We start from the raw sequence: 21,321 nt of genomic DNA on the forward strand, positions 1-21,321 counted from the left end.
GAGTTTCCAGTTTGGCAACGCTAAACAGCAAAGGCCTATAAACGCAGATAGGCTGGCGACCGAAGTCACCAGCCTCTCACATCTCCCGAGGGAGACTTACTTCATCTCGGCGGTTGCGCCAGCTTCGATCAGCTTCTTGACCATCGCTTCAGCATCAGCCTTCGGTGCACCTTCCTTGACGGTCTTGGGAGCGCCGTCGACCAGGTCTTTGGCTTCCTTCAGGCCGAGGCCAGTCAGTTCGCGAACGACCTTGATCACGCCAACCTTGTTGGCGCCAGCGCCGGTCAGGATCACGTCGAATTCGGTCTTCTCTTCAACCACGGCAGCAGCAGCGGCAGGGCCGGCAACAGCAACAGCAGCAGCGGAAACGCCGAACTTCTCTTCGAATGCCTTCACCAGGTCATTCAGTTCCAGCACGGTCAGGCCGGCAACGGCGTCGAGGATGTCTTCTTTGGTCAGAGCCATGTTTAATTACTCCTGAATACAGATAAGTCGTGAGATCTAAAACGTGTAGCGCGATCAGGCGGCTTCGGCGGGCGCTTCGGCAGAAACGTCGGCCGGTGCTGCACCACCTTGCTTCTTCTCGGCCAGCGCAGCCAGGCCGCGGGCAAAGCCGGCAACCGGTGCCTTCATCACGTAAAGCAGCTTGGACAGCAGCTCTTCGCGGCTCGGGATCGAAGCGAGTTGGACAACTTCAGCGGCGTTCAGCGTCTTGCCATCGAAAGAGCCTGCCTTGACCACGATCTTGTCGTTGGTCTTGGCAAAGTCAGCCAGCACTTTGGCAGCAGCCACCGGGTCGGCGGAAATGCCATACACCAGTGGACCAGCCATGTGATTGGCCAGATCGGCGAATGCAGTGTCGGCAACAGCGCGGCGAGCCAGTGTGTTCTTCAACACACGCAGGTAAACGCCCTTGGCACGTGCTTCAGCACGCAGCTTGGTCATGGCGCCGACCTGGATGCCGCGATATTCGGCCACCACGATAGCTTGAGCCTTGGCAACTTCTGCCGAGATCTCCGCTACTACAGCCTTTTTATCGTCGAGATTGAGACTCAAGGTCTACCCTCCTGGAAAATCCATTCCCACAACGGGAACGGAGCCTAAGAAAATGGCGACCAATCATCAGGAGAACACGGTAACGATGTCACCGGGGAAAACCTGTTCTTGGGTACACCATCTGCGTAGGGCGGGCTGACGCGGATAATTGCTTACCCCGTATCAGCGACCGATTAAGCAACTTGCCACAATGGCTTGCCACCCCTACGGTCTTTGATAACCCGGGCTTTCCTCGCGGATTGCCCGGCCCAAAGTTCATGCCGGCAGACGCCGAAACGTCCGCCGTTGAAAATGCTTTATGCGCCGACTACCGTCGTAGCATCGACCCGAACACCTGCACCCATGGTGCTGGAGACTGCGATCTTCTTGAAGTACACACCCTTGCTCGAAGCCGGCTTGGCTTTCTGCAGGGCATCCACCAGCGCAGCCAGGTTGGCCTGCAGGTCGGCTACTTCGAACGAAGCGCGGCCGATGGTGCTGTGGATGATGCCGTTCTTGTCGGTACGGTACTGAACCTGACCGGCCTTGGCGTTCTTCACTGCTTCGGCAGCATTCGGGGTGACCGTGCCCACCTTCGGGTTCGGCATCAGGCCACGCGGGCCGAGGATGGTACCGAGCTGACCAACGATACGCATGGCGTCCGGCGTGGCGATGACCACGTCGAAATCCATCATGCCACCCTTGATCTGTTCAGCCAGATCTTCGAAACCAACAATGTCAGCACCGGCAGCCTTGGCAGCCTCGGCGTTCGCGCCTTGTGCAAATACAGCAACGCGCACGCTCTTGCCGGTACCCTTGGGCAGCACGACCGAGCCACGAACGACCTGGTCGGACTTACGTGCATCAACACCCAGGTTGATGGCGACGTCAACCGACTCCGGGAATTTAGCTGTAGCGCATTCCTTGACCAAGGTCAGGGCGTCAGTCACGGGGTACAGCTTGTTGCGGTCTACCTTTGCCTTGATGGCGGCAACGCGCTTGGAAACCTTAGCCATTTACACACCCTCCACATTCAGACCCATGGAACGAGCCGAACCGGCGATCGTGCGCACAGCGGCGTCCAGATCAGCAGCGGTGAGGTCAGGAGCCTTAGTCTTTGCGATTTCTTCAAGCTGGGCGCGCGTGATCTTGCCAACCTTGTCGGTATGCGGCTTGCTGCTACCCTTGGTGATGCCGGCGGCCTTCTTGATCAGGATGGTTGCCGGAGGCGTCTTCATCACGAAAGTGAAGGACTTGTCGGCAAACGCGGTGATCACGACCGGGATGGGCAGACCAGGCTCGACACCTTGGGTCTGGGCGTTGAACGCCTTGCAGAATTCCATGATGTTGAGGCCGCGCTGACCGAGGGCCGGGCCGATGGGTGGCGAAGGGTTCGCCTTGCCTGCAGGAACCTGCAGCTTGATATAGCCGATAATCTTCTTGGCCATGATTTACTCCTGAATGGGTCTAGCGCAGGAAAACCTGCTCCCCTTGATAACACCTGCCGCAAGGCAGGCACCTTGCAGATCGATCAGACTTTTTCGACCTGCGCAAAATCCACTTCAACCGGCGTAGCGCGACCAAAGATCAATACGGACACCTTGAGCTTGCTCTTGTCGTAATTGACCTCTTCGACGGTGGCATTGAAATCCGCAAACGGACCTTCGGTCACACGGAGGATCTGACCCACCTCGAACAACACCTTGGGCTTGGGCTTTTCGACGCCCTCCTGCATTTGCGCCATGATCGCCTCGACTTCCTTGGGCGTAATCGCTGCGGGACGCATGCCGGAGCCACCGATAAAACCAGTGACCTTGGACGTGTTCTTGACCAGATGCCAGGTCTCGTCCGTCATTTCCATCTCAACCAGCACATAGCCGGGGAAGAACTTGCGTTCGGTCAAAGCCTTGGTGCCGTTGCGGATCTCCATGACCTCTTCAACAGGCACCAGAATCTGCCCAAACATATGCTGCATACCAGCCCGCTCGATTCGTTCCTTGAGTGCCTTCATGACACTCTTCTCGAAACCCGAGTAGGCGTGAACTACATACCAGCGCATTGCCATCGAATACTCTCCGGGCAACCAGATCAGACGCGCTTCAACAGCACGTCATAGAACAGCCAGCTCAGACCGGAGTCAACCAGCCACATGAACAGAGAGAGCGCAAAGGTAAACAGGAAAACAAACCCGGTTACCTGCCACGTTTCTTTCTTGGTCGGCCATACAACCTTCTCCGCCTCCTTGACCGAATCACGTGCGTAATCCACGAAATCGCGACCAGGCGCAGAGAACCACAGCACAACCACAGCCAACAAAACACCAAGAACAACCGCCGCAACACGCAGCGCCTGCTGATCTGCAGGCAGCAGGTAGAAACCCGTCACCCCACCAGCCACCAGCACCAAGGCCGCAAGCAGCTTGAATTTATCAACATTTCCCATGCGTCGGCTTTTGCCCAAAAAATAAAGACAGCCGCTTTCCAAGGCGGAAAACGGCCACTTGATTAATTTAACGACTACCACTTATTCAGTGGCAGGCGAGGAGGGTCTCGAACCCCCAACCCCCGGTTTTGGAGACCGGTGCTCTGCCAATTGAGCTACTCGCCTGCGAAACAAACGGCGCAACTGAGTAGTTGCGCCGATCGCTTTAACACTTTACTACCAATTACTCGATGATCTTGGCCACAACGCCGGCGCCAACGGTACGGCCACCTTCGCGGATCGCGAAGCGCAGACCTTGTTCCATGGCGATCGGGGCGATCAGCGCAACAACCACTTCCACGTTGTCACCCGGCATCACCATTTCGGTACCAGCAGGCAGTTCAACTGCGCCAGTCACGTCGGTGGTGCGGAAGTAGAACTGCGGACGGTAGCCATTGAAGAACGGGGTGTGACGACCACCTTCATCCTTGGACAGCACGTACACCGAACCCGAGAACTTGGTGTGTGGGGTGATCGAGCCCGGCTTGGCCAGAACCTGACCGCGCTGAACGTCTTCTCGCTTCGTACCACGCAGCAGCGCGCCGATGTTGTCGCCTGCCTGACCTTGGTCCAGCAGCTTGCGGAACATTTCCACACCGGTACAGGTGGTCTTGACGGTCGGGGTGATACCCACGATTTCGATTTCTTCGCCGACCTTGACGATGCCGCGCTCAACGCGACCCGTCACCACGGTACCACGACCCGAGATCGAGAACACATCTTCAACCGGCATCAGGAAGGCGCCATCCACGGCACGCTCAGGCGTCGGGATGTAGCTGTCCAGCGCTGCAGCCAGACGGAAGATGGCGGGCTCGCCGATTTCCGATTGGTCGCCTTCCAGGGCCTTCAGGGCCGAGCCCTTGATGATCGGCAGATCATCGCCAGGGAAGTCGTACTTGCTCAGGAGTTCACGGACTTCCATTTCAACCAGCTCGAGCAGCTCGGCGTCGTCGACCATGTCGGCCTTGTTCATGAACACGATGATGTAAGGCACGCCAACCTGGCGGGCCAGCAGAATGTGCTCGCGGGTCTGCGGCATCGGGCCGTCAGCCGACGACACCACCAGAATGGCGCCGTCCATCTGGGCGGCACCGGTAATCATGTTCTTCACGTAGTCAGCGTGACCCGGGCAGTCAACGTGAGCGTAGTGACGGTTTTCCGTCTCGTACTCAACGTGGGCCGTGTTGATCGTGATACCGCGGGCCTTTTCTTCCGGCGCGCTGTCGATCTGATCGTAGCCCTTGGCTTCACCACCGAACTTCTTCGACAGAATCGTCGTGATCGCAGCCGTCAGCGTCGTCTTGCCGTGGTCAACGTGACCAATCGTGCCAACGTTTACGTGCGGCTTGGTCCGCTCGAATTTCTCTTTTGCCATTTTGGTGTCCTTGATTGCGAATAGAAACGTATCAAGCGATGGTGCCCATGGGCAGATTCGAACTGCCGACCTCTCCCTTACCAAGGGAGTGCTCTACCCCTGAGCTACATGGGCATTCCACAAAACAGATGGAGCGGGTGAAGGGAATCGAACCCTCGTCGTAAGCTTGGAAGGCTTCTGCTCTACCATTGAGCTACACCCGCACACGAGGGACTTCGAACCGCTCGCCACACTGCGCTTAAGCGCAACGCAACCTGCTACATGATCATTTTGGTGGAGGGGGAAGGATTCGAACCTTCGAAGGCAGAGCCGTCAGATTTACAGTCTGATCCCTTTGACCGCTCGGGAACCCCTCCTGAATGAGCCGCGCATTATGGGCAGGGCCGCAGCCCCTGTCAACCGCCACATCCCGTTTTTTTGCGATGCGGGCAGCAATTGTTGCTGAAACAATTCGTCGCCATGAAAGCTTCGAATCAGCCAATCGGCACCGGCTCGCAAACTGGCAGCGGAATTCTTCTTTTCTTTCTGATAGTTGGCGTGGGCATGCTCACTCTGGCCGTTGGCAGCCTCGGAAGGTTGGTGCCACGAGATCAAAGCACAGAAGTCACTGCCGCCACGCTTAACGCCGGCGCCCGCGCACTCATGGCGTGGGCGCTGACTCGTCGTGACGACCGTCACGCACCACCGGGCATGTTGCCTTATCCGGATCGTCATGCAGACGGCAATTACGACAGCCTAGCGGACTGCCCGCCCAATCTCGGCACCGCGATCACCAATCATGCACTTCGGTTGGGACGCCTGCCTGTTGCTGGCGAGCCCATCGGCACACCCTGCGAGGGCGAGGACTTCGGTACCGGCCGACGTGCCATGCTTGAGTTCGACGCACGCGACGGCAATGGCGATGCGCTTTGGTACGCGGTGTCGCAGAACCTGCTGGACGACACCCGCAGCCGGCAATATCAGGGCGCCATTCATGGTCATCGCGCACTCACGCCTGCAGCGCTGCGCTCGCCCGCCGCTAGCCAGCAATGGCTGACTATCTGCGACGCCGCCGGCAATCTGCTGAGCACCGATGCCGCATTTGTACTGATCTCCCCCGGCGTACCGCTGGCTCACCAGAACCGTACTACCACAGCCCCGGGTCCGGGCGCCTTTCTGGATACGCTGAGCTTGCCGGCGGGCACGTCACCCTGCCGCGGTAGCATCAACCATGCTGCAAGTCCCCGGATATTTGTGGCGGCACCACGACAGGATCGCTTCAACGACACTTTGATTTACATCTCCAGCCAGCAATTCATCGATCAGCTAGTCGTGCGCGCGATCGGCTCATTTCGCAGCGAGATTGATCGCGCAGCGGCCATCCACCCCGCAACCGGCTACCCCCATCCGGCTGCGATACACGGCGGCAACTGCGACCCCACGATAGATGCCGGCTTCCTGCCTTTGCGTGACCAGGGTTCATGCGCAGGACTCGCAGGCTGGCCTCGCTGGGATGCACATGATGATCCGACCAGCTGGTACGCCAGCCTCCATTACCGCCGCGTGAGCCACACAGAAGCCCATCTCAGCGTGGTGGGCTGCAACGATGTTTTTGTGCTCAGGCGGCACGCGCATGCCCGTATCTCCACACTCTCCCGCACCACCAAGCGGTGCTAAGGAATCGCGCATGCAACACACACCCACTACCCGCCACCCCATTGTCGGCTTTACCCTGGCCGAGGTCGCCGTCGTTATGGCAATCATTGCGCTGCTGCTGGGCGGCCTGCTGAGCGCCCTGCCCAATCACATGCGCCAAAAGCAGATACAGGAAACCGAGGCCAGCCTGCAGACACTGCGCGAGGCACTGATGGGCCACGCGCTCAGCCATGGCCATTTGCCCTGCCCTGATATCAATCTCGACGGCGAGGAAGACTTGGCCTTGCTGAGCCAGTGCCATCGCAGCCCGGCAGATGTCCGTTGCGCCAGCACCGATGGTAACGCCACGCCAGGCCAGCCCAGCGATCTGGCGAACCAACAAGTCTGCGCCGCACAGACCGGTCAGGCACCTCATGTCACACTGGCCGCAGAAGGTCACGACGCATGGCGCAACCGCATCAGCTACCGGGTTGAGCCTGCATTCTCGAACCATAGCGTGCCCATGCTGCTATCCAGCACAGGCAGCTTGCAGCTTTGCGACAACACCGGCTGCAATCGCGCCCAGGCGCGCGGCGTACCGGCCCTGTTGATCTCCCATGGCGCGAACGGCTTGGGCGCCACATCCGCCAGCGGCACGCGCAACCCACCGCCGACAGGGGAGGACGAGCTGGCCAATACCGATGGCGACCTCGTCTTTGTTCACCACGAGCCACGCGGCACGGGCGGCACGGGTGGCGAGTTCGATGACCAGGTCGCCTGGGTGCCCGCCACCCTGTTGCTCAATCGTCTGGTTGCAGCGGGCAGACTGCCCTAACGTCGCGCCCGTGTCGAAAACCCCATCAACCCTCACATCGGCAACACACCCGGAAGCGCACGCGGCCTTCGCGATTCTCCACCAGCTCGATCCCGCCGCCGCGGGCACGGGCGAGTTGCGCTATCTGATACAGACCGACGCCCAAACCGGTATTTGAGCGAACGGGGCGTGTAAACAGCGTCTTCGCCACATCAGCCGGCACAGGCGTACCGTTATCAACCGCCTCAAGACAAGCCACCCCGCCATCCATGGCAAGCAAGCTGATCTGCAATTTCACGCCAGCCGCGCCACCCTTGACCTGTGCATTCTGGACAACGTTATCCAGGGCCGCGCTCAGCAACAGCGCATCCACCCTGTCCGGCAGGACTCCAGGCGTCAGGAACTCGACAGAGGCGTCGGCATATCGACAACGCACCTCTTCCCACCATGACAACGCGCTGCGTGAATCGGCCGGATCATCCTGCAGCGGCGCGGATAATTTACCCAAGGTCGCCTCCAGCCGGCGGGCGATCTCCGGCAATTGCCTGGCATACAGGGCATTGAGACGCGCAGGCTCATGACTCGTCTCGCCAGCTGCAACCAGTACCTTGAGCGACTGCAGCAGGTTCTTGATATCGTGCGTCAAGCGCGCACCGGTTTCATAAATTGCTTCCATATAAACCCGGTCCGCCAACTGCCGCTCACGCACCTTCGCCTGATAGAACTGGTGCAGCAAGGTTGCAATCAGCTGGAATTGAACGTGCAAGGCGGGCGCCACAGGCTGATCGAGGTATAAAGTCAGCAAGAACGCTTCAACGCGCATATCCGCCCGGTATTTCGTGGGGTCATCACGACCAAACGCCCCCTCCTCTCGCCCCAGCCGCCAGCGCCCCCCGCTCACGCCCGGCAAGGCCAGCAGATCTTCGACGGCGCCACGAACAAACTCTTCCGCGCCCGACTCGCTCGCGGCGCGGGCCGTCAGCCTCCCCGACCAGTGCTCGAAAGGCGTTCCCAGTTGCAGCATGCTGGCAGAAAACAGCGTGCCGATACCGGCGAACCCTGCTCTTGGATTCCACAGCCAGGCCAGCAGCCCCAAGCCCCCGCCCGTCAGGACAAGTACAAGGATCAGGGACTCGATATAGGAAAGACGCAATGTTGCAGACAGGAACACCGCCCCCAGCGGTACCGCGAGCGCGAGCAGGAATACCAGCACGGCATAAAAGAAATCCACGGGAGCTTGCTGGCGAACCGCTACCGGCTCGACCGGCATCGCCGCCAGCACGCAGAGCCCCAGTGGCAATACCCAAGTCATCACCAAGGGCAGCGGCAAGGCCTGCCCCGCCAGCTTGGGCACGATGGCCAGCCACAGCATGGTCAACAACAGCGATAGCGCCAGCAAATGAAAACGACGCAGGTGCCGGTGTACGCCCAACAAGCGGCTACCGAAGAGGCTGGCAAGCAATGCCAGCCAAAGCATCATCAGTCCATATCCGAACAGCGCAAACATCAGTGCGCCCACCAGAGCAAGCGCGACCAGAGCAGGACGAGGCAATCGGGTCTGGGGCTCCACTACCGGCTGCCAGATGAGCAGCAAGCCCAGTTGCCCCAACAGCAATGCGCGTCCCGCCCAATCATCCACACCCGAGACCACCGTCAACCAGACGCCTGCGAGCAGGAGCGCAGGAGCAACGCGTGATCGCAGCAAAGGCGACTGCAAACTGGTGAGCAGGTGGTGCAAGATGGTCATGGGTAAGCAGACATGTTCGCAAGACTTAAGCATTCAAGGGCAAGGCGCCACTTTCTGGCACAGGCTTTGCTAATATTTCAAGTGTGGCGCATCACGGCGCACCCTGAAAACACAAGGAGCATTCCCCAATGAAACAACTCGGGCAGAAACAACAGGGCTTCACCCTGATCGAAATCGCGATTGTTCTGGTCATTATCGGCTTGCTGCTGGGCGGTGTGCTGAAGGGTCAGGAACTGATCGAAAATGGTCGTGTGAAAAATGCAGCCAACGACATGAACGGTATCTCGGTCGCAGTCAACGCCTATCGCGACCGCTATCGCGCCCTGCCTGGCGACGACAACAATGGCGCTGCAACCATGGCCTCGCGGGGCAATAACTGGACCGGCATCCCTGATGCTGGCGACAGCGATGGCGTGCTGGATATCACCCTTGCCCAAACCTTTACAGGCGGTGGCGAATCAGACGACTTCTTCCAGCATCTCCGCGCTGCAGGTTTGATCACCGGCAACCCTGCCGATGTAGGCGGCGCAGCGATTCCCACCAATGCCTTCGGCGGCCCGCTCGGCGTAACCAACAACCCGCACGGCATGTCTGGCCCTGCAGTTTGTCTGGGTGGCGTACCAGGCAAGGCCGCAGTTGCTTTGGACAATCAATTGGATGATGGTCGCCCAGGCCGCGGCAGTCTTCGCGCCAATGGCGCAGCCGGACAAGCCGCCAATACCGCGCCTGCGGCGGTGGCCGGTGCCGTAGCTGCCGCCTACAACGAAAACAACACTTACACCATCTGCAGAACCATCTAAAAACGGCATCTGCAATACCACCGTCGGGCCCGCATCTGGGCCCGATTTTTTGCTTGTGCCCCTTAGATCAGGGGCCAGCAAAAAGAATGCGTTCTGCCTTATCGAGTCTGGACTGCGGAACCAGCAAGACGACCACATCACCAGGCGCCATCACCTCATCCAGCGCGGGCGACTCTATTCTGGCCGTCCCTCGGCGAATACTTTGTACCCGTATCGCCTCGTCCAGGGCAAACAGCTCACCCAAGGTCTTTCCGACAGCGTATGAGCCGTCCAGCAATGTGACGGAATGCAATCGAGGTTGTAAAACCTCGTCCAGACCGTCATCGCTAGCTCCCCGGAAGAATCCTTTGAAAAGACTGTAGCGCGCCTCCCGCGCATCCCGGATATGCCGCAACACGCGATTCAGCGGCACGCCCAACAGCATCATCGCGTGCGAGGCCAGCATCAGGCTGCCTTCCATCAGCTCGGCCACCACGGCATCTGCCCCTGCCTGACGCAGCCGGTCGATATCGCTGTCATCCCAGGTACGCACCACAACCGGCAAGTCCGGTCTCTCCTGACGAACGATGGCCAGGATCTTCAACGCAGACGGAGTGTGGTCATAGGTCACGATCAGGGCGCGGGCGCGCGGCAAGCCCGCAGAGATCAGCACTTCGCGACGGGTAGCGTCACCAAAGGACACGCACTCCCCCGCCGCCGCGGCCTCTTTGACCCGCTCTGGGTCCAGATCCAGTGCATAGAAAGGGATTTCCTCCTGCTGAAGCATGCGCGCCATCGCCTGACCGCTGCGGCCATAGCCGCACAGGATCACATGGTCCGAGGTGGCCATGGTCTTGGCTGCGAGCTGGGTCAGGCGCATGGCCTGCAGCATCCAGTCCGAGGCCACAAAGCGGCGGACGATGGCTTCAGACTGCTGGATAAGGAAGGGGGCAATCAGCATCGATAACAGAATTGCCGCCAGCGCGACCTGCTCTGCCGCAAGGGGCAACATACCGGACGCAGCCCCCAGCGCCAGCAGGACAAAACCGAACTCGCCGCCCTGTCCCAGCGCCAGACCTGTGCGTACGGCAGTGCCGGGGCTACGCCCGAACCAACGTGTCAGACCGGCAATCAGCGCCGCCTTGCCGATGGTCAACAACACGACAACGACCACAATGACACCCAGATGCGCCCAGACCTCGCGCAGATTGAGGCGCATGCCGATGGTGACAAAGAACAAACCGAGCAGCAGATCACGGAAGGGCCGGATATCCTCTTCCACCTGGTGCCGGTATTCGGTTTCGGCGATCAGCATGCCGGCCAGAAAGGCACCCAGCGCCAGGCTCAGACCAGCCTGCGCCGTCGCATAAGCAATGCCCAGGGTCACCAGCAACACATTCAATACAAACAGCTCGGTAGAGCGCCCCTTGGCAACCAGATGAAAAAGGGGTCGCAGCACTCTGGGGCCGAAGTAAAGCAGGACGATCAGCGCAAGTGCGATCTTGAGTACCGCAATGCCCAGCACCAGCCAGGGATCACTATCGGCACGGCCCAGTGCGGGGATCAGGATCAACAAGGGCACCACCGCGAGATCCTGGAACAGCAGGATGCCGATCACATGCTGGCCATGGGTGGTATTGACCTCGACCCGCTCGGCCATGAGCTTGCTGACGATGGCCGTCGACGACATGGCCAGCGCGCCGGCCAGCGCCAACCCGGCCGTCCAAGGCAGCCCCAGCAACCAGGCAGCCAACATCACCACCAGCATGGTGCCGCCTACCTGCGCCGACCCCAACCCGAACACGACCGTACGCATTGCCATCAGCTTGGGCAGGCTGAACTCCAGACCCAGACTGAACATCAGGAACACCACACCGTACTCGGCCAGTTCGTCCGCCTCGCGTGACGACGCCACCATCCCCAGCGCATGCGGACCGATGACAATCCCGACCACCAGATAACCCAGCATGGCCGGCAGGTGGGCACGGCGACACAGGATCACGGCCGCAACAGCAGCCGCAAGCAGTAACAGGACGGTTTCGAGAGCGTGGTGCATGAGCAGGCTTTGAGGGGGATAGGGGGATTATACGAACAAAGCGGCCCGCGCCCGGCAGGACGACAGCACAAGGCTTACCTTATACTGGCAGCCTATGGATTCATCTCAACCTATCAATCCGGAACAATTGCTGGCACTTGCGCGTGATGTACTCACGATCGAGGCCGATGCAATCCAGGCAGTGGCCGCAAGGCTGGACGAGACCTTTGTGGCTGCGCACGCCATGCTGCTGGCTTGCAAAGGTAGAGTCGTGGTCACCGGCATCGGCAAGTCCGGCCATATCGGCAACAAACTTGCCGCCACCTTGGCATCTACCGGCACGCCCGCGTTCTTCATGCATCCGGCCGAAGCAGCGCACGGCGATCTCGGCATGATTACCGCCGACGATATCGTCGTAGCCATTTCCTACTCTGGCGCGGCGGAAGAACTGGTCACTTTGTTGCCCGCCATCAAGCGCCGCGGAGCGCGGATTGTCGGTATAAGCGGCAATCCTGATTCCGCACTGGGTCAGGCATCTGACGTGCATCTCAATGCGCGCGTCGCCAAAGAAGCCTGCCCGCTGAACCTTGCTCCTACCGCCAGCACCACCGCCACTCTGGCTCTCGGCGATGCGCTGGCCGTCTGCCTGCTTGAGGCACGCGGTTTCAGCCGGGACGATTTCGCGCTCTCGCACCCTGGCGGCAGCCTGGGTCGCAAGCTGCTCGTCCACGTGCGCGATGTCATGCATGCCGACGAAGCACTGCCGGTCGTCTCCGCCGGTGCCAGCGTAAGGGACGCCCTGTTCGAGATCACCAGCAAGGGCCTGGGTCTGACGGCCGTCACCAGCCCCGATGGCGACTTGCTTGGGGTCTTTACCGATGGCGACCTGCGCCGTGCCATGGACCGCGATATCGATCTCAAGACCGCGACCATGCACGATGTGATGACGCGTAACCCCAAGACCATCGAGGCCGGCAAACTCGCGGTGGAAGCCGTGCAGCTGATGGAATCATCCAAGGTCTATGTGCTGCTGGTACTGGAGCACGGCCGCCTGGCCGGTGCCATCCGCATGCATGATCTACTCAAGGCCGGCGTAGTCTGAGCCGCCCCAACGCCTTACCCAGGAATACGACGTGCAAGAACGAGCCCAATCCGTCCGACTGATGATCTTTGATGTGGATGGCGTCATGACCGACGGCAGCCTCTACTACACCGATGCCGGCGAAGAACTCAAAGCGTTCAACTCGCTCGACGGCCACGGCCTCAAGATGCTGCAACAGTCCGGCGTGCAGCTGGCCATCATCACCGGGCGCAACTCGCGACTGGTCGAGCATCGTGCCCGCAATCTGGGCATCAACCACCTGATCCAAGGTGCGCACGACAAGCGCGCCTCGTTCGAGAAGCTGCTGGCTGATCTCGGCTTCCGGCCCGAGGACTGCGGCTATATGGGTGACGATGTGATCGATCTGCCGGTCATGCGCCGCGTCCACTTTGCCGTAGCCGTGCCGGACTCCCCCGTCATCGTCCGTCAGCATGCGCATTACGTTACCGGTGCACGCGGTGGCCACGGCGCCGTGCGGGAAGTCTGCGACATGATCATGCAGGCTCAGGGGACACTCGACGCCCAGCTTGCGCCCTATCTGCAATAACCATGCTGCCAGACCGCGCCGCCAGAGCCCTGCCGCTGATCCTCCTTGCCCTGCTGGCCGGGCTGGCGCTGTTGCTCGACCGCGCCACCTACCTGCCCGATATTGCCAACGGGCTGCGGGACAAGGCACCCGATCTGCGGATCAAGGACTTCCGCGCAACCGCTTATGGCATGGATGGCAAGCCGCTTTATGTGCTGACTGCCGAGCAGATGCAGCATTACCCCCACGACGATCACTCGGAGCTGAGTCAGGCTCACCTGATCCGCACGCTGCCTGGCGAGCCGGATCTTCAGGTACATGCCGATAAGGCCCGGATGGCGAGCGGGGCGCAGCAAGTTCATTTTGAGCAGAACGTCCGCATGCTGCGTGATGCCGCACCGGACCTGCCCGCCATGCAGCTAAGCACCAGCCGGCTCACGCTGGATACCCAGCGGGGTAGTGCGCAATCGGACGCACCTACACAGTTGCTCCACGGTGGCGACCGCCTCAACACCACCGGCTTTGACTACGACCACCGCCAGGCACGCCTTGCCCTGCGCGCAAAAGTGAAGATCCGCTATGCCCCTCCTCAGCGCTAAACGCCTGCTCAGCACGCTGTTGCTTGTTCTGCCCGCAATGGCTGCGGCTGAGCTGGCCGACGGCTACAAACCCATCGAAGTCGACGCCGGCCGCGCCACCCAGGACCAGAAATCCGGCCAGGCTGTGCTCGAAGGCGGCGTGAAGATCACCCAAGGCACGCTGACCTTGGAAGCGGATCGCGCCGTAATGCAGGAGACCGCCGGGGGAGACCATACGGTTCAGGCCACCGGCAAGCCCGTCAAGTTCAAGCAACGACTCGAAAGCAAGCTCGCCTGGCTGGACGCGCATGCCGACAAGCTGGACTACGACAGCAAGACCGGCGAGGTCAAGCTGATGGGGAATGCCTGGCTCAAGCGGGGTGAGGACGAGATCAGCGGCAACCGCATTACCTACAACTCGGTCACGGAGAAGTACGCCGCCGAGGGTAGCCCGCCCGATGCCAGCAGTGATGGTCGCGTACGCATGGTGATCCAGTCCAAGAAGAAACCCGCAGAAGGCCAGCCCAAGCCATGAGCCGCCTGTCTGCCCAGCATCTGCAAAAACGCTACAAGGCACGCACCGTGGTTCGCGATGTATCCCTGCATATTGATGCGGGGGAAGTCGTGGGCCTGTTGGGCCCTAATGGCGCCGGCAAAACCACCAGCTTTTACATGATTGTGGGCATGGTCGCCCTCAACGGCGGCAAGATATTCCTCGACGATGCCGAGATCACCCACCTGGCCATGCATGAACGCGCGGGCCTGGGTCTGGGTTATCTGCCACAGGAAGCCTCGATTTTCCGGCGCATGACAGTGGCCGAGAACATCCGCGCCATCCTGGAACTGCACGAAACCGGCAACGACGCCATCGAGCGCCGTCTCGAAGAGCTGATGCGTGAACTCAATATTGCCCATCTGCGCGACAGCTCGGCGCTGTCGCTCTCCGGTGGCGAGCGTCGTCGCTGCGAGATCGCGCGTGCGCTGGCCGCCAACCCGCGCTTCATCTTGCTGGACGAGCCCTTTGCCGGTGTGGACCCGATTGCAGTGATGGATATCCAGAAGATCATCCGCTTCCTCAAGGAGCGCGGCATCGGCGTCCTGATCACCGATCATAATGTGCGCGAAACGCTGGGTATCTGTGATCGTGCCTACATCATCAACGAGGGCAGCGTGCTGGCCTCGGGTACGGCCGAGGAGATTGTCTATAACGACAATGTCCGCCGCGTGTACCTGGGCGAACACTTCCGGATGTAGCCCCAGGCATGAAACAGTCCCTCCAGCTCAAACTCTCCCAGTCGCTCACGCTGACGCCGCAGCTGCAGCAGTCGATCAAGCTGCTGCAACTCTCGACCCTGGATCTGAACCAGGAGATCGAGCGCTTCCTGCAAGACAACCCCATGCTGGAGCGCGAGGACGATGACGAGCCGGAAGTGCATCCGGTCAAAGCCGATGGCTCGCCGGCCGACATGCAGGAGCGTCCGGTTGATACCGAAGCCCCTGCACCCAGTGAAATCGCCGAGCCCGATTACGATGCCGAAGATGCGCTGGGTGACAGCTACTGGAACGAAGCCGGCAGCGGTCGCCAGAACAATGATGGTGACGATGAGTACGATGCCCAGGCCAATGTAGCCCAGGTCGCCACCTTGCGTGAGCACCTGCTGGAACAACTGGGCCTGCTGCCACTGAATCCGCGGGATAAGGCACTGGCCACCTTGGTCATCGATGTGCTCGATGAAAACGGCTATCTCGGTTCCTCGCTGGAAGAAATCTTCGAAATGATCCCGCTGGCGATCCGCGAGGGGCTGGAGATCGAGCCCGAGGAACTGCAGATCGGCCTGCAGCTCGTTCGTCAGCTGGAACCTTGTGGCGTGGGTGCGGTCGATCTTAAGGATTGCCTGATGATCCAGCTGGATCAACAGTATTCGGCCGACCCGCTATACAAGCTGGCCCGTACGCTCGTCGCCGGACACCTCGATTTATTGGCGAACAAGGACTACAGTAAACTTAAGAAAACGCTGAAATGCGACGACACGTTGCTGAGGCAAGCGCAGGTACTGATCCAGCGCCTGAATCCTCGCCCCGGCGCCGCTTTCGGTGAGACCGACACACGTTATGTGGTGGCGGATGTAGTGGTAAAGAAGCTTCGTTCAGGCTGGACTGTCCAGCTCAACGAAGCAGCGATGCCCAAGCTCAAGGTGAACCAGTTGTACGCCAACATCCTGCGACAACACCGTGAAAATGGTACTGGCCTCTCCGGGCAGTTGCAGGAGGCCAAGTGGCTGATCAAGAACGTGCAACAGCGTTTCGACACTATCCTGCGCGTCGGCCAGGCCATCGTCGAAAAGCAGCAGCGCTTCTTCGAGCACGGCGAAGTCGCCATGCGGCCGCTGGTATTGCGCGATATCGCCGAAGAGCTGGATCTGCACGAATCCACCATCTCTCGCGTCACCACGCAGAAGTACATGCTGACACCGCGGGGTATCTATGAATTCAAGTACTTCTTCGGCAGCCATGTGGATACCGACTCCGGCGGTGAATGCTCCGCCATCGCGATCAAGGCGCTGATCAAGCAGTTGTTGCAGAACGAGGACCCGAAAAAACCCTTGAGTGACAGCACGATTGCCGAGGTACTCGGCAAACAGGGCATCAATGTCGCCCGCCGCACAGTCGCCAAATACCGTGAAGCCATGCAGATCCCTCCCGTGAACCAACGAAAGTCCCTGTAGCCGCCATGCATTGCCGGCGGCATCCTTAACGCAAGGAGAGTCGTATGAATCTGACCATCAGTGGGCATCACCTTGAGGTTACCCCAGCCATCCGCGAGTATGTGCAGAGCAAGCTGGACCGCGTAACCCGGCACTTCGACCACGTGATCGACATGGGCGTGACGCTCAGCGTCGACAAGCTGCAACAGAAGATCGAAGTGAACGTCCACTTGCGCGGCAAGGATATCCATGTAGAAGCGACCGACGAAGACATGTATGCCGCCATCGACTTCGTGGCCGACAAACTCGATCGACAGGTGCTCAAGCACAAGGAAAAACGTTACGGCGATCGCCACAGCGATGCCATCAAGTATCAGCCCCCCCAGGACAACCAGGCTTCCGCATAAAGCCCTAGCTGGATAATGCGATACGAGAGGGACGGGAACGGTAAAGGGACGCCGTTCCCGTTTTCCATTTCACGCCCCGAAAAATCACCGTCCTTGCGCACCCTCAGGCCAGCAGGACGTGGCTGATGCGGATTACGATGCACCACTCGGCCGCCAACACGGCACACCGGCTTGTTCTGGCAACTGGCGAGCGTACAATGGCGGCCTACTTCACGAACCCAAACTTATGGCGCTGATTGCCTCTGTCCTGCCGCTGGCCAATGTGTTTCTGGATCTCGACCTGACCAGCAAGAAACGCCTGTTCGAACAGGCGGGGCTGTTATTCGAGAATAGCCACGGCATCGCTCGCAGCACGATCTTCGACGCCCTGTTCGCACGGGAAAAGCTGGGTTCGACCGGGCTAGGACAAGGGGTGGCCATCCCCCACGGGCGCATCAAGGGCCTGAAGGAAGCGCTCGGCGTCTTCGTGCGTCTCAAGCAGCCCATCCCCTTTGAAGCACCGGACGGCAAACCGGTTCAGCTCGCTTTTGTCTTGCTGGTACCGGAACAGGCCACCGACCTGCATCTGCAGATTCTTTCCGAGCTGGCGCAATTGTTCAGCGATCGCAAGCTACGCGAATCCCTGCTGGCCGCCGAAACCGCCGAAGCAACCTACAGCCTGCTGACCCAGTGGCATTCCTGATGGCAACACCCGCCTGCTTGCGTTAGGCTGGATGGCTCAGGAACCCGTTGCAGATACCGACTGCCAACTCATACGCCATGCCCCAGATCACCGTCCGCCAGCTGTTTATCGATAACGCCGAGAAACTGCGCCTGACCTGGCTTGCCGGCCAGAGCGGTGCCAACAACCTGCTGTCGATCGAAGCGGACAAACAGAAGCCGGCGCACGCCCTGGTGGGGCACCTCAACTTCGTCCACCCCAATGGCATTCAGGTGCTGGGTCTGGCCGAAATCGCCTACCTGCAAAGCGTTGAACCCGCTGCGCTGAAAAAGTCACTGGATCATCTTTTCAGTACCGACATGGCGGCGATGATCGTCGCCAACGGCCAGACTGCGCCCGATGTGCTGCGTGAAGCCTGCGAGCGCGCCCATGTGCCGCTGCTGACCTCGCCCGAGCAAAGTCCGTATCTGATGGACGTACTGCGCTTCTATCTGGCCAAGGCGCTGGCGGTATCCACCAATCTGCACGGCGTATTCCTCGATGTGCTCGAGGTCGGTGTACTGATTACCGGCGAGAGCGCCATGGGCAAGAGCGAACTGGCGCTGGAGCTGATTTCTCGTGGCCATGGCCTCGTGGCCGACGATGTGGTCGAGCTGTACCGGATCGCGCCCGACACGCTGGAAGGCCGCTGCCCGCCGCTGCTGCGGGACTTTCTCGAAGTACGAGGTCTGGGCGTGCTCAATATCCGCACGATCTTCGGCGAAACCGCGGTACGGCCCAAGAAGAACCTCAAGCTCATCATCCATCTGACCAAACAGGCTGAATCGGTCACGCCACTGGACCGCTTGCAGATGCAGGCCGCCAGCCAGGGCGTGCTCGATGTGCCGATCCGCAAGGTGGTGCTACCGGTAGCCGCAGGTCGCAACCTGGCAGTGCTGGTCGAAGCTGCGGTGCGCAATTACATCCTGCAGCTACGCGGCATCGATTCCACACGTGAATTCATCGAGCGGCATCAACGCTTCATGGAGTCCGGGGAGTAATCGTGAACCATACGTCCATGCAGATCGTGCTGATTTCCGGGCTGTCCGGTTCGGGCAAGAGCGTCGCTTTGAAGCTGCTCGAAGATCTGGGTTATTACTGTATCGACAATCTGCCCGCGACCTTGCTGCCGCAAACCGTGCGCCTGCTGCAGAACGAGGGTCACCAGCATGTCGGTATCAGCGTGGACATCCGGGGTGCGCAAAGCCTGCCCGCCCTGCCCGATTGTGTGGCCGATCTGCGCGAGCGCCAGCTCGATGTACGGGTACTGTTTCTGGAAGCCAAGACCGAAGCGCTACTCAAGCGCTTTTCCGAAACACGCCGCCGCCATCCGCTGTCTACCCGCTTCCCCGACCTCACCGTCAGCGAGTGCATCATCACCGAGCGCGAGACACTGGCGGAGATTGCCGGCCTGGCGCATCGGCTCGACAGCAGCGACCTATCGGCCAATGCGCTGCGTGCCTGGGTACGTCAGTGGCTGGCCTTGGATCAGTCGCAGCTCACCCTGATCTTCCAGTCCTTCGGCTTCAAGCACGGCGTGCCGCTCGATGCCGATTTCGTCTTCGATGTGCGCTGCCTGCCGAATCCCTATTACGACCCCGCCCTGCGACCGTTGACTGGCAGGGATCAAGCTGTCGTCGATTATCTGGAAGCCGAGGCGCTGTGTCTGGGTATGTACGACGATGTGCGCGTGTATCTGGAGCGCTGGCTGCCGCAGTTCGACCGGGACAACCGCAGCTATGTCACCGTGGCCCTGGGCTGCACTGGCGGCCAGCATCGCTCCGTCTGGCTCGCCGAGAAACTGGCAGCACACTTCAACACGCATCGCCAGGTCTTGATCCGCCATCGCGAATGGCAAGACTGGCAGGAAGACAAATGAGCATGCCACCGCGCACCGTCACGCTGGCCTTTACCGGCGCCTCGGGCCTGCCCTATGGTCTGCGCCTGCTGGAGCAATTGCTCACGGCCGGTGTACAGGTCTATCTGCTGTATTCGCAGGCCGCCCAGGTGGTGGCCCGGCAGGAACTCGGGGAAACCTGGCCCAGCCGTGCCAAGGAACTGGAGGCTCAATTGCTGAGCCGCTTTGGCAGCGTGCCCAGCCAGCTGCGCGTCTTTGGCCGCGAGGAATGGTTTGCGCCCGTCGCCTCGGGCTCCAACCCGGCCGATGCCATGGTGATTTGCCCCTGCACCATGGGCACGCTCGCCGCAGTGGCAGCCGGCATGAGCGACAACCTGATCGAGCGCGCAGCCGACGTGATGATCAAGGAAAACCGCCCGCTGATCCTGGTGCCGCGCGAAACACCGTATTCAGCCATCCACCTCGAAAACATGCTCAAACTCGCGCGGCTGGGTGTGTGCATCCTGCCGCCGAATCCGGGCTTCTATCATCACCCCGCAACGGTGCAGGATCTCGTCGATTTTGTTGTGGCACGCGTGCTCGACCAGCTGCGTGTACCGCATACGCTGATGCAACGCTGGGGAGATGACACTCAACTGGCGGACACCACCCAACCCTGATACCACGAGGAGCAAGTCGAATGGGCATGGATGTAATCGATTACGTGATTCACGGCGACGACATGCAGTTTGTCGAAGTGGAGCTGGATCCCGGTGAAGCCGCGGTCGGCGAGGCGGGCACCATGTTCTATATGGAGGACGGCATCCGCATGGATACCATCTTCGGTGATGGCTCGGCCCAGCAAAGCGGGTTGATGGGCAAGCTGCTCGGCGCGGGCAAGCGGCTTCTGACCGGCGAATCGCTGTTTACCACGGTGTACGTGAACGAAGGCAGCGGCAAGCGCAAAGTCGCCTTCGGGGCGGCCTACCCAGGCAAGATCATTCCGGTAGCGCTGGATCAGATTGGTGGCACCCTGCTGTGCCAGAAAGATTCCTTCCTGTGCGCGGCCAAGGGCGTATCACTGGGCATCGCCCTTCAGCGCAAGCTCGGCGTCGGCTTCTTCGGCGGCGAGGGCTTCATCCTGCAAAAGCTTGAAGGCGACGGGCTGGCCTTTGTCCATGCGGGTGGTGCCACTATCGAGAAAACACTGAAGCCCGGTGAAACCCTGCGCGTGGACACCGGTTGTGTGGTGGCCTTCCAGCCCTCGGTGGAGTTCGACATCCAGTTTGTCGGCAATGTGAAAAGCGCCCTGTTTGGCGGCGAAGGTCTGTTCTATGCCACGCTGCGCGGGCCCGGCAAAGTCTGGCTGCAGTCGCTGCCACTGGCGCGACTGGCTAACCGCATCGTGGGGGCTTCCAAGCAAGGGGGCAGCAATGGCGGCGAGCAGGGTTCACCACTCGGCCGCCTGTTTGAATCGGAATAATGGGCGCACCACCGGCCGGCCCTGCCTGATAGCCTGCCTGTCGCCCACGCGCACGGGACCACGCGGTGCGTTCGATCCAAGCAAACAAAAAGCCACGCAATGC

General features: G+C 60.4%; 24 protein-coding genes and 4 tRNA genes. 15 read left to right on the forward strand and 13 right to left on the reverse strand.

Going from position 1 to position 21,321, the window contains the following annotated elements; genetic code table 11:
* Positions 1 to 96: 96 nt before the first annotated feature.
* The 11 genes from rplL to O9X62_RS02845 all read right to left on the reverse strand — a co-directional run bounded on the left by rplL (position 97) and on the right by O9X62_RS02845 (position 5,247).
* The gene (rplL, locus tag O9X62_RS02795; protein WP_269531250.1) at positions 97 to 465 is read right to left on the reverse strand and encodes a 50S ribosomal protein L7/L12; all 369 of its coding nucleotides are present in this window, start codon (positions 463 to 465) and stop codon (positions 97 to 99) included.
* Positions 466 to 519: 54 nt separating this feature from the next.
* Positions 520 to 1,056 (reverse strand): 50S ribosomal protein L10, encoded by a 537-nt coding sequence (gene rplJ / locus O9X62_RS02800; protein ID WP_269531251.1) that lies wholly within the window; start codon positions 1,054 to 1,056, stop codon positions 520 to 522.
* A gap of 296 nt (positions 1,057 to 1,352) precedes the next feature.
* Positions 1,353 to 2,051 (reverse strand): 50S ribosomal protein L1, encoded by a 699-nt coding sequence (gene rplA / locus O9X62_RS02805; RefSeq protein ID WP_269531252.1) that lies wholly within the window; start codon positions 2,049 to 2,051, stop codon positions 1,353 to 1,355.
* On the reverse strand, positions 2,052 to 2,483 hold the full coding sequence (rplK, locus tag O9X62_RS02810; RefSeq protein ID WP_269531253.1) for a 50S ribosomal protein L11: 432 nt from the start codon (positions 2,481 to 2,483) through the stop codon (positions 2,052 to 2,054). It abuts the gene before it with no gap.
* Between the two features lie 83 nt (positions 2,484 to 2,566).
* A complete protein-coding gene (gene nusG / locus O9X62_RS02815; protein WP_269531254.1) occupies positions 2,567 to 3,100 on the reverse strand; it encodes a transcription termination/antitermination protein NusG in 534 nt (177 codons plus the stop codon).
* Between the two features lie 23 nt (positions 3,101 to 3,123).
* Positions 3,124 to 3,558 carry a preprotein translocase subunit SecE gene (gene secE, locus O9X62_RS02820; protein ID WP_269531255.1) on the reverse strand — a complete coding sequence of 145 codons (435 nt, stop codon included), beginning with the start codon at positions 3,556 to 3,558 and terminating at the stop codon, positions 3,124 to 3,126.
* A gap of 8 nt (positions 3,559 to 3,566) precedes the next feature.
* Positions 3,567 to 3,642 (reverse strand) — tRNA-Trp (locus O9X62_RS02825).
* 58 nt (positions 3,643 to 3,700) lie between these two features.
* Positions 3,701 to 4,891 carry an elongation factor Tu gene (tuf, locus tag O9X62_RS02830; protein WP_269531245.1) on the reverse strand — a complete coding sequence of 397 codons (1,191 nt, stop codon included), beginning with the start codon at positions 4,889 to 4,891 and terminating at the stop codon, positions 3,701 to 3,703.
* Between the two features lie 39 nt (positions 4,892 to 4,930).
* Positions 4,931 to 5,005, reverse strand: a tRNA-Thr gene (locus O9X62_RS02835).
* Between the two features lie 15 nt (positions 5,006 to 5,020).
* Positions 5,021 to 5,094, reverse strand: a tRNA-Gly gene (locus O9X62_RS02840).
* Positions 5,095 to 5,162: 68 nt separating this feature from the next.
* A tRNA-Tyr gene (locus O9X62_RS02845) sits at positions 5,163 to 5,247 on the reverse strand.
* Between the two features lie 223 nt (positions 5,248 to 5,470).
* Here O9X62_RS02845 and O9X62_RS02850 point away from each other — a divergent pair.
* Both O9X62_RS02850 and O9X62_RS02855 read left to right on the forward strand, forming a co-directional pair.
* Positions 5,471 to 6,547, forward strand: a complete 1,077-nt coding sequence (locus O9X62_RS02850) for a hypothetical protein (RefSeq protein WP_269531256.1) — start codon at positions 5,471 to 5,473, stop codon at positions 6,545 to 6,547.
* Positions 6,548 to 6,557: 10 nt separating this feature from the next.
* The gene (locus O9X62_RS02855) at positions 6,558 to 7,340 is read left to right on the forward strand and encodes a hypothetical protein (protein WP_269531257.1); all 783 of its coding nucleotides are present in this window, start codon (positions 6,558 to 6,560) and stop codon (positions 7,338 to 7,340) included.
* Between the two features lie 25 nt (positions 7,341 to 7,365).
* On the opposite strand, the gene O9X62_RS02860 is transcribed toward O9X62_RS02855, so the two are convergent.
* On the reverse strand, positions 7,366 to 9,066 hold the full coding sequence (locus O9X62_RS02860; RefSeq protein WP_269531258.1) for a HAMP domain-containing sensor histidine kinase: 1,701 nt from the start codon (positions 9,064 to 9,066) through the stop codon (positions 7,366 to 7,368).
* A gap of 128 nt (positions 9,067 to 9,194) precedes the next feature.
* On the opposite strand from O9X62_RS02860, the gene O9X62_RS02865 reads away from it, so the two are divergent.
* The gene (locus tag O9X62_RS02865) at positions 9,195 to 9,866 is read left to right on the forward strand and encodes a prepilin-type N-terminal cleavage/methylation domain-containing protein (protein ID WP_269531259.1); all 672 of its coding nucleotides are present in this window, start codon (positions 9,195 to 9,197) and stop codon (positions 9,864 to 9,866) included.
* Between the two features lie 67 nt (positions 9,867 to 9,933).
* Here O9X62_RS02865 and O9X62_RS02870 read toward each other — a convergent pair whose 3' ends face one another.
* Positions 9,934 to 11,901, reverse strand: coding sequence for a monovalent cation:proton antiporter-2 (CPA2) family protein (locus O9X62_RS02870; protein ID WP_269531260.1), 1,968 nt, complete (start codon positions 11,899 to 11,901; stop codon positions 9,934 to 9,936).
* Positions 11,902 to 11,995: 94 nt separating this feature from the next.
* Between O9X62_RS02870 and O9X62_RS02875 the strand changes: the two genes are divergently transcribed.
* The 12 genes from O9X62_RS02875 (at position 11,996) to O9X62_RS02930 (ending at position 21,218) form a co-directional block, all read left to right on the forward strand.
* Entirely contained in the window at positions 11,996 to 12,982 is a 987-nt protein-coding gene (locus O9X62_RS02875; RefSeq protein WP_269531261.1) for an SIS domain-containing protein, read from the forward strand.
* 31 nt (positions 12,983 to 13,013) lie between these two features.
* On the forward strand, positions 13,014 to 13,529 hold the full coding sequence (gene kdsC, locus O9X62_RS02880) for a 3-deoxy-manno-octulosonate-8-phosphatase KdsC (RefSeq protein WP_269531262.1): 516 nt from the start codon (positions 13,014 to 13,016) through the stop codon (positions 13,527 to 13,529).
* Between the two features lie 2 nt (positions 13,530 to 13,531).
* The gene (gene lptC / locus O9X62_RS02885; RefSeq protein WP_269531263.1) at positions 13,532 to 14,107 is read left to right on the forward strand and encodes an LPS export ABC transporter periplasmic protein LptC; all 576 of its coding nucleotides are present in this window, start codon (positions 13,532 to 13,534) and stop codon (positions 14,105 to 14,107) included.
* The gene (gene lptA, locus O9X62_RS02890; RefSeq protein WP_269531264.1) at positions 14,088 to 14,621 is read left to right on the forward strand and encodes a lipopolysaccharide transport periplasmic protein LptA; all 534 of its coding nucleotides are present in this window, start codon (positions 14,088 to 14,090) and stop codon (positions 14,619 to 14,621) included. Before lptC ends, lptA begins: the two co-directional genes overlap by 20 nt.
* Positions 14,618 to 15,340, forward strand: coding sequence for an LPS export ABC transporter ATP-binding protein (lptB, locus tag O9X62_RS02895; protein ID WP_269531265.1), 723 nt, complete (start codon positions 14,618 to 14,620; stop codon positions 15,338 to 15,340). The genes lptA and lptB overlap by 4 nt, the downstream gene beginning before the upstream one ends.
* A gap of 8 nt (positions 15,341 to 15,348) precedes the next feature.
* A complete protein-coding gene (locus O9X62_RS02900; RefSeq protein ID WP_269531266.1) occupies positions 15,349 to 16,812 on the forward strand; it encodes an RNA polymerase factor sigma-54 in 1,464 nt (487 codons plus the stop codon).
* A 44-nt stretch (positions 16,813 to 16,856) separates the two neighbouring features.
* Positions 16,857 to 17,198 carry a ribosome hibernation-promoting factor, HPF/YfiA family gene (gene hpf / locus O9X62_RS02905; protein ID WP_269531267.1) on the forward strand — a complete coding sequence of 114 codons (342 nt, stop codon included), beginning with the start codon at positions 16,857 to 16,859 and terminating at the stop codon, positions 17,196 to 17,198.
* 226 nt (positions 17,199 to 17,424) lie between these two features.
* On the forward strand, positions 17,425 to 17,880 hold the full coding sequence (ptsN, locus tag O9X62_RS02910) for a PTS IIA-like nitrogen regulatory protein PtsN (protein WP_269531268.1): 456 nt from the start codon (positions 17,425 to 17,427) through the stop codon (positions 17,878 to 17,880).
* Between the two features lie 77 nt (positions 17,881 to 17,957).
* On the forward strand, positions 17,958 to 18,899 hold the full coding sequence (gene hprK, locus O9X62_RS02915; protein WP_269531269.1) for an HPr(Ser) kinase/phosphatase: 942 nt from the start codon (positions 17,958 to 17,960) through the stop codon (positions 18,897 to 18,899).
* A 17-nt stretch (positions 18,900 to 18,916) separates the two neighbouring features.
* Complete coding sequence (gene rapZ, locus O9X62_RS02920) at positions 18,917 to 19,777, forward strand: RNase adapter RapZ (RefSeq protein ID WP_269531838.1); 861 nt, start codon at positions 18,917 to 18,919, stop codon at positions 19,775 to 19,777.
* Between the two features lie 2 nt (positions 19,778 to 19,779).
* Positions 19,780 to 20,415, forward strand: a complete 636-nt coding sequence (locus O9X62_RS02925; RefSeq protein WP_308446430.1) for a flavin prenyltransferase UbiX — start codon at positions 19,780 to 19,782, stop codon at positions 20,413 to 20,415.
* Between the two features lie 20 nt (positions 20,416 to 20,435).
* Positions 20,436 to 21,218 (forward strand): TIGR00266 family protein, encoded by a 783-nt coding sequence (locus tag O9X62_RS02930; protein WP_269531271.1) that lies wholly within the window; start codon positions 20,436 to 20,438, stop codon positions 21,216 to 21,218.
* Positions 21,219 to 21,321: the final 103 nt, after the last annotated feature.

This window comes from Chitinimonas sp. BJYL2 (assembly GCF_027257935.1).
GTDB lineage: Bacteria > Pseudomonadota > Gammaproteobacteria > Burkholderiales > Chitinimonadaceae > Chitinimonas.

Bases quoted from the DNA above. Each gene is read 5' to 3' on its own strand.
- rplL (WP_269531250.1), bottom strand. From the start codon at position 465: ATGGCTCTGACCAAAGAAGACATCCTCGACGCCGTTGCCGGCCTGACC.
- rplA (WP_269531252.1), bottom strand. From the start codon at position 2,051: ATGGCTAAGGTTTCCAAGCGCGTTGCCGCCATCAAGGCAAAGGTAGAC.
- rplK (WP_269531253.1), bottom strand. From the start codon at position 2,483: ATGGCCAAGAAGATTATCGGCTATATCAAGCTGCAGGTTCCTGCAGGC.
- nusG (WP_269531254.1), bottom strand. From the start codon at position 3,100: ATGGCAATGCGCTGGTATGTAGTTCACGCCTACTCGGGTTTCGAGAAG.
- tuf (WP_269531245.1), bottom strand. From the start codon at position 4,891: ATGGCAAAAGAGAAATTCGAGCGGACCAAGCCGCACGTAAACGTTGGC.
- O9X62_RS02855 (WP_269531257.1), top strand. From the start codon at position 6,558: ATGCAACACACACCCACTACCCGCCACCCCATTGTCGGCTTTACCCTG.
- O9X62_RS02860 (WP_269531258.1), bottom strand. From the start codon at position 9,066: ATGACCATCTTGCACCACCTGCTCACCAGTTTGCAGTCGCCTTTGCTG.
- O9X62_RS02865 (WP_269531259.1), top strand. From the start codon at position 9,195: ATGAAACAACTCGGGCAGAAACAACAGGGCTTCACCCTGATCGAAATC.
- O9X62_RS02870 (WP_269531260.1), bottom strand. From the start codon at position 11,901: ATGCACCACGCTCTCGAAACCGTCCTGTTACTGCTTGCGGCTGCTGTT.
- O9X62_RS02875 (WP_269531261.1), top strand. From the start codon at position 11,996: ATGGATTCATCTCAACCTATCAATCCGGAACAATTGCTGGCACTTGCG.
- lptC (WP_269531263.1), top strand. From the start codon at position 13,532: ATGCTGCCAGACCGCGCCGCCAGAGCCCTGCCGCTGATCCTCCTTGCC.
- lptA (WP_269531264.1), top strand. From the start codon at position 14,088: ATGCCCCTCCTCAGCGCTAAACGCCTGCTCAGCACGCTGTTGCTTGTT.
- lptB (WP_269531265.1), top strand. From the start codon at position 14,618: ATGAGCCGCCTGTCTGCCCAGCATCTGCAAAAACGCTACAAGGCACGC.
- O9X62_RS02900 (WP_269531266.1), top strand. From the start codon at position 15,349: ATGAAACAGTCCCTCCAGCTCAAACTCTCCCAGTCGCTCACGCTGACG.
- hpf (WP_269531267.1), top strand. From the start codon at position 16,857: ATGAATCTGACCATCAGTGGGCATCACCTTGAGGTTACCCCAGCCATC.
- ptsN (WP_269531268.1), top strand. From the start codon at position 17,425: ATGGCGCTGATTGCCTCTGTCCTGCCGCTGGCCAATGTGTTTCTGGAT.
- hprK (WP_269531269.1), top strand. From the start codon at position 17,958: ATGCCCCAGATCACCGTCCGCCAGCTGTTTATCGATAACGCCGAGAAA.
- rapZ (WP_269531838.1), top strand. From the start codon at position 18,917: ATGCAGATCGTGCTGATTTCCGGGCTGTCCGGTTCGGGCAAGAGCGTC.
- O9X62_RS02925 (WP_308446430.1), top strand. From the start codon at position 19,780: ATGCCACCGCGCACCGTCACGCTGGCCTTTACCGGCGCCTCGGGCCTG.
- O9X62_RS02930 (WP_269531271.1), top strand. From the start codon at position 20,436: ATGGGCATGGATGTAATCGATTACGTGATTCACGGCGACGACATGCAG.